Below are 11,591 nucleotides of genomic sequence, written 5' to 3' on the forward strand. Positions count from 1 at the left end.
CATAGGCAAAGACATATTCTCGCTGTGAGCATATGTCAATTGCGGGAGAGCGGTAATTTCGTTCCTGCAAGCGCCCGTTCTTCGAGCACTGTATGGCGGAAGCGGAAGAGCTTGGCCGGCCGGCCGCCGGTTTCGCTTTCCGTTCCGCCGGTCTCCTCAACCAGGTCCTGCTGTTCGATGAGGCGGCGGAAATTCTGTTTGTGCAGTGTCAGCCCCGCCAGGGCCTCGATCGTGCGCTGCAGCCGCAGAAGCGTAAAACTCTCCGGCATCAGTTCGAAGACGACGGGGCGGTATTTGATTTTGGCGCGCAGCCGGGCAATCCCGGTCGCCAGAATGCGGCGGTGATCGGCAAACATCGCCCGGCCGAGATTGGCCTCCACCCGGCATCCGGCTTCGGCCACGAGGCCGGCTTCATAAAGCAGTTCATAGCGTTGCAGGGCGAGATCCTCATTCCAGCCGCCGCCGTCGAGGCCGAAGGTGAAGTCGGCGCGGCGGTGGCGATGGTGCCGCCGGGCCGGATCGGCATCCGCCCAGCGTCTGAGCCGCGCGACGATCTCGTCCAGCACGGCCGGCCGGCCCTGCCGGTGGTCTTCCCAGGGAAAATAGTCGTACCAGCCGTGCCATCCCGGCCGACCGGCGCCCGCCTGCTCGTGGACGAGGCCGAGATAGCTGATCGAGATCGTCCGCCCGCCAAGAATCTCGTTGTTCCGGTCTCGGTCGGCGAAGGTATAGAGCTGTTCGAGATAACCGACCGGGTGCTCGGTCTGCTCCTGCACCCATTCGCGCAGGCCCGATTGCAGGGTTCGATGGCCCATTTCGAACGGTCCCGACGGCAGCGCGCTGCCGGAGCGGATGGTCATGACGCGCGGCTCGTCCCCCGTCACCGCGACGAGCACCGCAATCAGTTCCGCATGCGCAAAGCCGATCGTCACAGGGGGCCGAATACTCCGTTCCGAATGAATCGAGCGGATCATTCCTGCCACAGGCGGCGGCGGAAGCCAATGGAACTTTCCCCCTTTCCCGCTGGGAGAAGGGAAGTCCCCGGGCACGCGTCAGCGCTTGCCCGTCTCGTTAGTCAGCCGGTCGAGGAAAATCTTCAGTTCGGCGTCGTCGATACCGACGCAATGACGCTTTTCCGGATAGGCGCCGGTCCTGACGTCCTCGGCGAATTCGGTGAAGGCGGCGATGCGTTCGCGCTGCAGCCGGTCATGTTCGGCGGCGAAATTGCGGTAGACCTTGGCATGGCGCGGATAATGGTCTCGATTGGCGCCGAGCACGTCGTCGGCGAAGAGATATTGGGCGTCGCAGCCGCTGCCTGCCCCCATCGAGATCATCAGCATTGAGGTGTTGCTGCTGATGGCGGCGGCGACATCCCCCGGCACGACTTCGATTTCGGCGGCAAAGGCGCCGGCCTCTTCCAGCGCCTTAGTCTGCCGCCAGATATCGGCCGCGCTCGCCGCCGTCTTGCCGACGGCGCGGAAGCCTCCGGTCCAGGTGGCTTTCGAGGGGATCAGCCCGAGATGGCCGCAGACCGGGATGCCCTCGTCGCGCAGGCGCCGGATCGTCTGCAGGCTCGCGGCACAATAGATCGCATCGCCGCCGGCCTTTAGCGCCGCGAACGCGGCCCGCAGATAATCTTCCGCCGAGACATGGTCGCCATATTCGAGACCCGGAATGGCAAAGGGCGTGGGGGCGATCTCGCGGAAAACCGGTCCGAGCAGCGATGGCGGCACTGAGACGATGTCAATCCCGGCCTTTTCGGCGGCTTCGGCCTCCTCGAGCGAGGTGACGCGCAGCATGGTCAACTGACGCTTGCCCTTTTCTGCAAGCAGATCGGCAACGGTTGCACGCTTATGTTTTTTCATCGTCAATTCCTTTGAAAATATCGGGAGGCTCAAGCGGCCAGAAGGGATTTCAGCTTGACGTTGCTTGATGTCAGCGCCGCAGGGTCTGGATGGGCGCCAGCCGCGATCAACATTTCAGCAAGCCTGATGTCGCGCGCCACGGCGTTGCCCGGTCCGATGCCGCTTGCGGCGATCAACCGGCCATCGGCGTCGAGGTGGAAGAGAATGAAGGCGCCCGGACCGAGGTCGCGGCGCATATGCAGGATCGCCCCTTCGGCGAGGCCTGATATCTGCAGCGTCAGGTCGTATTGATCCGACCAGAACCACGGCACGGATGAGATGGCTTGGTCTCGGCCGAGCATGTTGGCTGCGGCCAATGTGCCCTGCTCCTGGGCATTGCGCCAGGATTCGAGCCTGATACGCCGGCCGCCGTAGATCGGCAGCGGAAAGGAGCAGCAGTCGCCGGCGGCAAAGACATCCGGCGCCGAGGTCCGGAGATAGGTGTCGACGGCAATACCGTTTTCGATTGTAAGCCCCGCCCTTTCGGCGATGTCGACATTCGGCCGCGCGCCGATGCCGACGAGGGCGAGGTCGGCCTCTACCATCTCGCCCGTCGACAGTTTGATCACGGCCTTCCCGCCTTCCTCGGTCAATGTCTCGATCGAGACGCCGCAGCGGATATCGACACCTTCGGCGCGGTGGCGTTCGGTGAGCAGATGGGCGATCTCCTCCGGCACGCCGCGTTTCAGCACCCGCTCCAGCCCCTCGATAACGGTGACGTCGGCGCCAAGCAGGCGCGCCGTCGCGGCAAGTTCCAGCCCGATGAAGCCGCCGCCGATAATGGCGATATGGCGTCCCGGCTTCATCGCCTTGCGCAGAGCGGCCGCATCGTGATGGGTCCGAAGCGAACGGATATGCGGATTGCCTTCCGGAGCGCCGGGGAATGATCGCGCGGCCGCGCCCGTCGCCAGCAGAAGCTTGTCGTAGGAAAGCGCGGTGCCATCCGAAAGCATGACCCTCCGCGAGGCAGGATCGAAATCCCTGGCTTCAAGACCGGTCAGCAGCCGGATGTCGCTTTCGGCGTATTTTTCCGCAGCGGCGATGAATTTCGGATCGCCGGCATCGGCGGAGGCAGCCTTGGAAAGCGGCGGCCGTTCATAAGGGTGAAGGGGTTCGGCGCCGACAAGCGTTATCTCGCCGGCAAAACCTTTTTCCCGCAGAGCGAAAGCGGCGCGGGCACCACATTCGCCCGCACCGAGAATAACGAAATGTGCCACATCGACCTCCGTCAGACCGAGATGAAGACGGAGCCGCCTTCGACCTTGACCGGATAGGTCTTGAGATTGACGCAGACCGGCGCACCCTTGGCTTCGCCTGTCTTGTAGTTGAAGCGGCCGTTATGTTTCGGGCATTCGATGATTTCATCCATGACAAGCCCGTCGGCGAGATGGATCTGTTCATGCGTGCAGAGCCCGTCGGTGGCGAAGAATTCGTCGTCGGGACTGCGGTAGACCGCGAAGGTGCGCCCGCCATGATCGAAGCGGATGACATCCTCTTCATCGATCTCGTCCTTGCCGCAGACTTCGATCCAGTTTCCGCTCATCTCTAACCTCCCTCGATTGTGATTATTGCGCCGCCGGGGCGAGTTCTTTGTGGAATTCTTCGCGATAGGGCCGCGCGGTGTCCGGCAGTTCCCGCTTCAGGAAATAATCCTCGTTGCGCAGCTGGCGCAGGAAAGCCGGGATCATCTCGCGGTAGCCCGACCAGATCGACGGGTTCGGTGCCGGCAGATCATGCTTGATCATTGCGTGCAGCCGGGGCAGCGCGTGATAGGGCACCATCGGGAACATGTGATGTTCGACGTGGTAATTCATGTTCCAATAAATGAAACGGCTGATCGGGTTCATATAGACCGTACGGCTGTTCAGCCGATGATCGATGACGTTATCGGCAAGGCCGCCATGTTGCAAAAGCCCCGTCAGCACGTGGTGCCAGGCGCCGTAGAGGCGAGGCAGGCCGATCAGCATCAGCGGCAGGATCGAGCCGGTGGCGACCGCGACGGCGATTGTCGCGAGATAGATCGCCAGCCAGATACGGGCGAAGCGGATCGCCTTCGGCTGCTCCATCTCCGGAATAAAGGTTTTTTCCGTCGCGCTGATGACGCCGAAGGCGTTGCGCAGCATGTCGACGACGGCATGCCAGACGTCGAGGATGCCGAAGAAATTGAGGACCAGCCGGAAGAGGTCCGGCGGCCGCATGACGGCGATCTCCGGATCGCGGCCGACGATGACCGTATCGGTGTGGTGGCGCGTATGGCTCCAGCGCCAGGTGACCGGATTGCGCATGATCATGAAGCAGGCGATCTGGTAGACGACATCGTTCATCCAGCGCGTCTTGAAGGCGGTGCCATGGCCGCATTCGTGCCAGCGGCTGTCGGAGGCCGAGCCGTAGAGCACGCCATAGGCGAGAAAGAAGGGTAGCGCGATCCAGGAGCCCCAGAAATAGATGCCGAGACCGGCAAAGACCATCATGCTGCCGAGCCAGATGACCGTGTCACGGATCGCTGGCGCATCGGAGCGCTGCATCAGCGCCTTCATCTCCTTGCGCGAAATCTCGGTGTGATACCATTCGGCAGCCGCCAGTCCCGTCTCCACCGCGATGCGGCCGCTTTCCCCGAGCAGGTCGTAGTCACGTTTCTTTGTCTGGGTCGCCATTATCCGCCTCCCTATGCCGTTGTCGGAAGAATAGGTTGACTTTGGGCGACGCTCAATGCAGGCTTGATGTAATCTATCAAAAGCCATCATGAATGGCTCGCATCCATGAGCGAATACATCACCATGCGCCGCCCCACCATTTCCGATCTCGCCCGCGCCTCCGGCGTCAGTGTCGCCACCGTCGACCGCGTTCTCAACGCTCGTCATCGTGTGCGGGAGGAAACGGCGCGGCGGGTCTATGATGCAGCGCAGGAGATCGGCTATCATGCCGTCGGCCTCATCCGGCAGCGCGTCTTCGAAGATTTGCCGCAATACAAGCTCGCCTTCCTGCTGCAGAAGCCGACGCAGGCCTTCTATCAGAGCTTCGCCCGGGAAATCGAAGCAGCGGCACGCGCCGTCACCACCGCCCGTCTCCAGATCCAGATCGAATACCCGTCTGCGACGACTCCTGCCGCCATCAATGAGAAGATCAAGTCGCTCGGCGCCCGCAACCAGGCCGTTGCCGTTGTCGGCCCCGACTACCCCGCGGTTACAACGGCGGTCGAGGAATTGAAGGAGCGCGGCATCCCCGTCTTCTCGCTGCTCTCGGACCTCGCCACCGGCGTGCGTGACGCCTATGTCGGCGTCAACAACCGCAAGGTGGGACGCACTGCCGCGTGGATGATTGCGCGTACGGCGCACAGGGCCGGCAAGGTCGCCTGTTTCGTCGGCAGCCACCGCTTCCACGGCCATGAACTGCGGGAGATCGGTTTCCGCTCCTATTTTCGCGAGAATGCGCCTGAATTCGATGTCGTCGAAACATTGATCAACCTGGAGACCGCCGAAATCACCCATGAGGCAACGCTGACGCTGCTGCAGAAACATCCCGACCTCGTTGGGCTTTATGTCTGCGGCGGCGGCATGGAGGGGGCGATTTCGGCGTTCCGTGAAGAGGATGTCGGCGGCCGGATCGTGCTTGTCGTCAACGAGTTGACGCCAGAGAGCAAGGCGGGTCTCGCCGACGATATCGTCACCATGGTGGTCGCCACTCCCCTGCCCGCTCTCTGCAAGGAGCTTTTATCGCTGATGCTCGGCGCGATAGAGCACGGTGAGGCCACCGTTCCCGGCCAATCCTTCCTGCCTTTCGATATCTATATTTCCGAGAATATCTGAGCAATGATGGAGTTCTATCATCGCGCCTGAAATTCTTTCAGCAATGAAGGCTGGCGCCGGCAATGACGGATGGATTGCCCCGTAAATTCGGATAGAGATTCGCTCGCCCATTCACGAGTACCGCTCCGCTCATGTCGCGGAGACGAGGAGGATATAACCGTCATGACTTCGATCCGCTTTGCCCTCAACCATATGGCCGCGCCATCGCTTGCCGTCGACGATTTCTTCGCGCTGGCAAAGTCGCTCGGCATTGATTCCGTTGAGATCCGCAACGACCTTTCCGGCAATGCCATTCTCGACGGCACCAAGCCCGAAGCGATCAGAGAAGCAGCCGCCCGCCACGGGCTGACGATCATTTCGATCAACGCGCTGCAGCGCTTCAACGAATGGAATGAAGCACGCGCCCGGGAAGCTAGGGAATTGATCGATTATGCCAGCGCATCGGGCGCCAAGGCGCTTGTCCTCGTTCCGAAGAATGACGGCACCGGCTGCGCCGACGGCGAACGCCAGGCCAATCTGCGCGAGGCTCTGTCCGCGCTGAAGCCGATGCTCGATAAGGCCGGCATCATCGGCCTCGTCGAGCCGCTCGGCTTCGAGATCTGCTCGCTGCGTTCGAAGACCGAGGCGGCCGAGGCGATCAAGGAGCTCGGCGCGCAATCGACCTTCAAGCTCGTTCACGACACCTTCCACCATCACCTTGCCGGCGAAGCAGCGACCTTCCCGGAATGGGCCGGCCTCGTGCATATTTCCGGCGTGAGCGATCCCTCCGTGTCCGTTGCCGATATGCGTGACTCCCATCGCGTGCTCGTGGACGGCGACGACCGGCTCGACAATGCCGGGCAGATCAAGGCGCTGCTGCAGGCGGGCTATAGGGGCCCGTTCTCCTTCGAACCTTTTGCTGCGGAAGTTCATGCGGTCAAGGATCCGGCCGCTGCGCTGCGCGCCAGCATGGATTACCTGACGGCGCGAGTCTGAGACCCGATGCACGCTTCTCTTCACGATCGGCCGCCGGCGAGCGGCCGATCGTGAGACACTATTCCCGCCCCCTGAACCGGCGCTGATAGGCCGGATCATAGAGCGAGCTCTCGCGAAAATCCTCCGCCGCGAGCGACGGTCCGACGAAGATGATCGCGGTGCGTTCGATCGGTTCGGCCGCAACTCTTGCCTCGATATCAGCGAGAGTGCCGGAGAGGATGCGCTCGTCCGCCCAGGAGGCTTTGACGACGATGACGATCGGGCAGTCTGCGCCGTAAAGTGGCGTCAACTCGTCGACCACCTGCTTCAGAGCATGGATCGCCAGATGGATCGCCAGCGTAGCACCCGTCGCGCCGAATTTTGCGAGCCTCTCTTCGTTCGGCATCGGTGAAGCGCGACCGGAAACGCGGGTCAGCACCAGGCTTTGGGCGACGCCAGGGATCGTTAGTTCGCGCCCCAGTGCTGCGGCCGCGGCCGCAAAGGCCGGAATGCCGGGGGTCATCGTATAGGCGATGCCGTGCTTCTGCAGCCGGCGCGCCTGCTCGGCCACGGCACTCCAGACGGAGAGGTCGCCGGAGTGCAGCCGGGCGACGTCCTGGCTGGCGGCAGCGGCACGGAGATATTCCGCCTCGATCTCATCGAGCGACATCGGGGCAGTATCGACGATGCGCGCGCCAGGCGGGCAATATTGCAGCAGTTCCGGCGAGACGATGGAGCCGGCATAGAGGCAGACCGGGCAGCGGGCGATGAGATCGCGGCCACGCACCGTGATCAGATCCGCAGCGCCCGGCCCCGCGCCAATGAAATGCACCGTCATCCCGTTATCCTTTCGTCCAGCGCCATTGCGTTACCGGCATCGCCGGCCGCCAGCCGCTCATGCTGCCGAGCGGCGCAGCGCGCGATATTTCGATCCGCGTGAGGGAGCCGCCGCGTTTGCCATGTTGGGAGATCAATAACGCTTCCATGTCAAGCGTCACGGCATTGGCGACAAGCCGCCCTCCCCGCTTCAGCGCGGCGGCGGCAATGTCGATGACATCGGCTTCGCTGCCGCCGCCGCCGAGGAAGATCGCATCCGGTTCTGGCAGGCCTCGCAGCGCATCGGGCGCTGAACCCTCGACGACGGCGAGATGCGGCACGCCGAAGGCGGATGCGTTGCGGGCAATCCGCGCCGCCCGCTCCGGCGATTGCTCGACGGCGATCGTCTTCAGGCTGGGATCGGCCAGCATCCATTCGATGCCGATCGATCCCGAGCCGGCGCCGACATCCCAGAGCAGTTCGCCATGACGTGGCGCAAGCGCCGAAAGCGTCATCGCCCGGATCTCCCGTTTGGTGATCTGGCCGTCGTGCTCGAACAGATCATCCTCGAGACCTGCGGCAAAAGGCAGGATGCGAGCCCGCTCCCCTGCCGCAATCTCGAGCGCGCAGACGTTCAGGGGATCGATGTCAGCGAGATCGAAATCCGCCGCCACGACGCATCTCTGTCGTTCCCGCGCACCGCCCAAGGCTTCGAGCACGGTAAGTCTCGACTGCCCGAAGCCGATGGTGACAAGCAGGGCAGCGAGCTCGCGGGGTCCTTTCTCATCAGAGGTCAGAGCAATGATGCGCCGCCCGGGGTGCAGATGCGGTCGGACCAGGTCGAGCGGCCGTCCGTGCAACGAGATTGTCGTCACGTCCTGCTGCGGCCAGCCGAGCCGGGAGGCGGCAAGGCTGAAGGCCGAAGGCGCGGGAATGACACGCATCTCTTCGGCCGCGACACGGCGGCAGAGGGTTGCGCCGACGCCATAGAGAAACGGATCGCCGGAGGCGAGCACGACGACAGGCGTGCCGCGCCTTTCAAGGACGGCGTCGACCGAGCGCTCGAAGGGGCTCTGCCAGGCAAGCATTTCGCCGGATATCAGGGATGCGGCAAGCGCATGGTGCCGCGTTCCGCCAAATACGGCGGGTGCAGTGGCGATCAGCCTCTTGGCCTCCTCGCCCAGGGCGGCTGGACCATCTTCGCCGATGCCGATAATAGTCAGCCAGCGCTTGTTGCAAGTGGAAAAGACATCAGACATGGGAAGACTTCGCATCCTGATCCTCGGTGGCACCGGCGAGGCGCGCCTGCTCGCCAAAGCGCTTGCGGCGCGTGATGATTGCGATGTTCTGCTGTCGCTCGCCGGACGTACCGAGAAACCGGCCGTTCAGCCTGTTCAGGTCCGTATCGGTGGTTTCGGCGGCGCCATGGCACTGGCTGATTTTCTGAAAGCCGGCAGCTACGGGCTGCTGATCGACGCCACGCACCCTTTCGCCGAGCGAATTTCCAAAAATGCCGCGGTCGCGGCCGAGACCGCCGCTGTCGCTGCAATCGCTCTGCGCCGCCCCGAATGGCAGCGCTTGCCGGGCGATCGCTGGCGGGAAATACAGAGCATCCCGGCGGCCATCGAGGCGCTCGGCCAATCCCCCCGCCATGTCTTCCTGGCGACGGGCCGGCAGGGTGCTCACCACGCAGAAGCGGCGCCGCAACATCACTATCTCATCCGCAGCGTCGACCCCGTCGAACGGCCGCTTAGGCTTGCGAATGCCGAATATATCCTCGATCGCGGCCCGTTCACGCTGGAAAGCGAATGCACTTTGCTGAGGCAGCATCATATCGATGTCATCATTGCCAAGAACAGCGGCGGCACGGCCACCTATGCAAAGATCGAGTCGGCGCGGCTGCTCGGCATCGAAGTGATGATGGTGGCGCGCGCGCCGACGCCGATGGTCGCATCGGTCGAAACCGTCGAGGCGGCGCTTGCGGCGATCGATCACCTCTTCCCCCCCGCCATGAAACGTGGCGTGTAGATCAGGTCCGGCTTGCCGGGGCGCGTGACGATCCGCGTTTCGGCGGAGCCGATGATGATGCAGGTCGCCATATCGGCGATCAATGCATCCGCTTGCGATAGCGGCTGCACCGCAATGCGCTCGTTTGCCCGCCCGGCCGCGCGCCCGAAAATCACGGGGGTTGTTGCCGGCAGATGGTGGCGCAGCAGCTTGAAAGCCTCACCGAGTTGCCACGGCCGCGACCGGCTGATCGGATTATAGAGCGCGATGACGAAGCCTGCCTTTGCCGCCAATGCAAGCCTGTTTTCTATGACATTCCAAGGCTTTAGGTTATCTGATAACGATATTGCGCAGAAGTCGTGACCCAGCGGCGCCCCGGCTCTTGCGGCCACCGCCAGCATCGCCGTGACGCCGGGCAGAACGGTGAGATCGACGGCGCGCCACGCCGCCGGCCCATTCTCGATCGCCTCGCAGACGGCAGCGGCCATGGCGAAGACACCGGGATCGCCGCCGGAGACAATGCAGACGTTGGCGCCATCCGCTGCCATGGAAAGCGCCGCCCCTGCCCTGTCGAGTTCCTCGCGATTGTCCGACGCATGCCGCAGCTGATCGGAGCGGAGCTGCAGCCGGTCGAGATAAGGTCCGTAGCCGAAGAAATCCGTCGCCGCCTCGACGACCGCCAGCGCTTCCGGCGTCATCTGCTCGGGATTGCCGGGACCGGTGCCGATGACGAAAAGCCTGCCACTCATCGGCTGCCCTCCCAGCCCGGCACCAGCACGAGCGAGAAGTAGGGCGCATCGCCGTCGTTCCTGTCGGCAAGCTTTTCCATCGCCGCATTCGACATGGTGCCGCGCTCGACATAGAGGGCGTCCGCAAGCCGGCCGGCTGCCGAAAGCGCCCGGCGTATTTTCGGCAGATTGCGACCGACCTTCATGATGACGGCGGCTTGCGTATCGGCGAGCCGGCGCGTCAGCTCTGCCTCGGCCATTGTACCGGGCAGTACGGACAGCACGTCGTCCCCCTGGACGATCGCCATGCCGGCCAGCGACCAGCAGCCCGACATGGCGCTGATGCCGGGGATCACTTCGGTGGGGTAGTGCTTGGAGAGCCGGACATGCAAGTGCATGTAGGAGCCGTAGAAGAGCGGGTCGCCTTCGCTGAGAACAGCGACGGTCCGCCCGGCCTCGAGGTGCCCGGCGATGTCTCTTGCAGACCGGTCGTAAAACTCGGTGATCAGGCTTTGGTAGCGTTCGTCACCTTTGTCGATCTCAGTGGTGACGGGATAGTAGAGTGGCAGCAGAGTGACCCAAGGTTTCAGCAGCGGCTCGACGATCGCCTTGCCGTTACCGCCCCTGCCCTGCTTGGCAAAGTAAGCGATGACATCAGCGCGTTCGATGGCGCGCACGGCCTTGAGGGTCAGAAGCTCCGGGTCGCCGGGACCCGTGCCGACGCCGATGAGACGGGGTGTCGTCATAGGCCCGGCCTCGCCAGCGCATTAATGGCGGCAGCCGTCATGGCGCTGCCGCCGAGCCGGCCGCGCACGATGGCGAAGGGGACGCCATAGGAATTTTCCGCCAGCGCATCCTTCGATTCCGCCGCGCCGACAAAGCCGACCGGCATGCCGAGGATCGCAGCCGGTTTCGGCGCGCCGTCGCGTAGGAGTTCGAGAAGATGGAAAAGCGCCGTCGGGGCATTGCCAATGGCGACAATGCTCCCGCCGAGCCTTTCGAGCCAGAGATGCATGGCGGCGGCCGAGCGTGTATTGCCGATCTCGCGTGCGAGCTCCGGCGTTGCGGGATCGCGCAGTGTGCAGACCACCTCGTTCAGCGCCGGCAGCCGTGCTCGCGTGACGCCGTGCGATACCATTTCCGCATCGCAGAAGATCGGTGCGCCGGTCCTGAGTGCGTCGCGCGCGGTGCTGACGAAATCTGTGGAAAAGACGAAATGCTTCGCCGCTTCCACGAGCCCGCAGGCATGGATCATGCGAACGGCGATTTCAGCCTCGTCTTCGGTGAAACGCGAAAGATCGGCCTCGGCGCGGATGATCGCAAACGAACGCTCGTAGATCGCGTCGCCACTGCGGATATAATCGTAGTCTGGCATT

Annotated in this window: 13 protein-coding genes; 3 read left to right on the forward strand and 10 right to left on the reverse strand. The window is 63.4% G+C overall.

Annotated features, from left to right (window positions below; genetic code table 11):
* Positions 1-35: 35 nt before the first annotated feature.
* The 5 genes from J7U39_RS22415 to J7U39_RS22435 all read right to left on the reverse strand — a co-directional run bounded on the left by J7U39_RS22415 (position 36) and on the right by J7U39_RS22435 (position 4,558).
* On the reverse strand, positions 36-974 hold the full coding sequence (locus J7U39_RS22415) for a hypothetical protein (protein WP_210632450.1): 939 nt from the start codon (positions 972-974) through the stop codon (positions 36-38).
* A gap of 78 nt (positions 975-1,052) precedes the next feature.
* Positions 1,053-1,865, reverse strand: coding sequence for a 3-methyl-2-oxobutanoate hydroxymethyltransferase (locus J7U39_RS22420; RefSeq protein WP_210632451.1), 813 nt, complete (start codon positions 1,863-1,865; stop codon positions 1,053-1,055).
* Positions 1,866-1,894: 29 nt separating this feature from the next.
* On the reverse strand, positions 1,895-3,121 hold the full coding sequence (locus J7U39_RS22425; RefSeq protein ID WP_210632452.1) for an FAD-dependent oxidoreductase: 1,227 nt from the start codon (positions 3,119-3,121) through the stop codon (positions 1,895-1,897).
* Between the two features lie 11 nt (positions 3,122-3,132).
* Positions 3,133-3,447 carry a MocE family 2Fe-2S type ferredoxin gene (locus J7U39_RS22430; protein WP_210632453.1) on the reverse strand — a complete coding sequence of 105 codons (315 nt, stop codon included), beginning with the start codon at positions 3,445-3,447 and terminating at the stop codon, positions 3,133-3,135.
* 22 nt (positions 3,448-3,469) lie between these two features.
* On the reverse strand, positions 3,470-4,558 hold the full coding sequence (locus J7U39_RS22435; protein WP_210632454.1) for a fatty acid desaturase family protein: 1,089 nt from the start codon (positions 4,556-4,558) through the stop codon (positions 3,470-3,472).
* A gap of 123 nt (positions 4,559-4,681) precedes the next feature.
* On the opposite strand from J7U39_RS22435, the gene J7U39_RS22440 reads away from it, so the two are divergent.
* Together J7U39_RS22440 and J7U39_RS22445 are read left to right on the forward strand one after the other, a co-directional pair.
* A complete protein-coding gene (locus J7U39_RS22440; protein WP_210632642.1) occupies positions 4,682-5,710 on the forward strand; it encodes a LacI family DNA-binding transcriptional regulator in 1,029 nt (342 codons plus the stop codon).
* Between the two features lie 162 nt (positions 5,711-5,872).
* The gene (locus J7U39_RS22445; protein ID WP_210632455.1) at positions 5,873-6,685 is read left to right on the forward strand and encodes a TIM barrel protein; all 813 of its coding nucleotides are present in this window, start codon (positions 5,873-5,875) and stop codon (positions 6,683-6,685) included.
* 58 nt (positions 6,686-6,743) lie between these two features.
* Here J7U39_RS22445 and cobM read toward each other — a convergent pair whose 3' ends face one another.
* The gene (gene cobM / locus J7U39_RS22450) at positions 6,744-7,502 is read right to left on the reverse strand and encodes a precorrin-4 C(11)-methyltransferase (RefSeq protein WP_210632456.1); all 759 of its coding nucleotides are present in this window, start codon (positions 7,500-7,502) and stop codon (positions 6,744-6,746) included.
* A 4-nt stretch (positions 7,503-7,506) separates the two neighbouring features.
* Entirely contained in the window at positions 7,507-8,739 is a 1,233-nt protein-coding gene (cbiE, locus tag J7U39_RS22455) for a precorrin-6y C5,15-methyltransferase (decarboxylating) subunit CbiE (protein WP_210632457.1), read from the reverse strand.
* On the opposite strand from cbiE, the gene J7U39_RS22460 reads away from it, so the two are divergent.
* Entirely contained in the window at positions 8,738-9,508 is a 771-nt protein-coding gene (locus J7U39_RS22460; protein ID WP_210632458.1) for a cobalt-precorrin-6A reductase, read from the forward strand. The genes cbiE and J7U39_RS22460 overlap by 2 nt on opposite strands.
* Here J7U39_RS22460 and J7U39_RS22465 read toward each other — a convergent pair.
* Genes J7U39_RS22465 through J7U39_RS22475 form a run of 3 tightly spaced genes read right to left on the reverse strand, consistent with a single transcriptional unit; the run spans position 9,472 to position 11,590 of the window.
* On the reverse strand, positions 9,472-10,236 hold the full coding sequence (locus tag J7U39_RS22465) for a precorrin-3B C(17)-methyltransferase (RefSeq protein WP_210632459.1): 765 nt from the start codon (positions 10,234-10,236) through the stop codon (positions 9,472-9,474). The two genes, J7U39_RS22460 and J7U39_RS22465, sit on opposite strands and share 37 nt — an antisense overlap.
* Positions 10,233-10,961 carry a precorrin-2 C(20)-methyltransferase gene (locus tag J7U39_RS22470; protein ID WP_210632460.1) on the reverse strand — a complete coding sequence of 243 codons (729 nt, stop codon included), beginning with the start codon at positions 10,959-10,961 and terminating at the stop codon, positions 10,233-10,235. Before J7U39_RS22470 ends, J7U39_RS22465 begins: the two co-directional genes overlap by 4 nt.
* On the reverse strand, positions 10,958-11,590 hold the full coding sequence (locus J7U39_RS22475; RefSeq protein ID WP_210632461.1) for a precorrin-8X methylmutase: 633 nt from the start codon (positions 11,588-11,590) through the stop codon (positions 10,958-10,960). Before J7U39_RS22475 ends, J7U39_RS22470 begins: the two co-directional genes overlap by 4 nt.
* Position 11,591 lies beyond the last annotated feature (1 nt).

Source organism: Rhizobium sp. NLR16a (assembly GCF_017948245.1).
Lineage (GTDB): Bacteria > Pseudomonadota > Alphaproteobacteria > Rhizobiales > Rhizobiaceae > Rhizobium.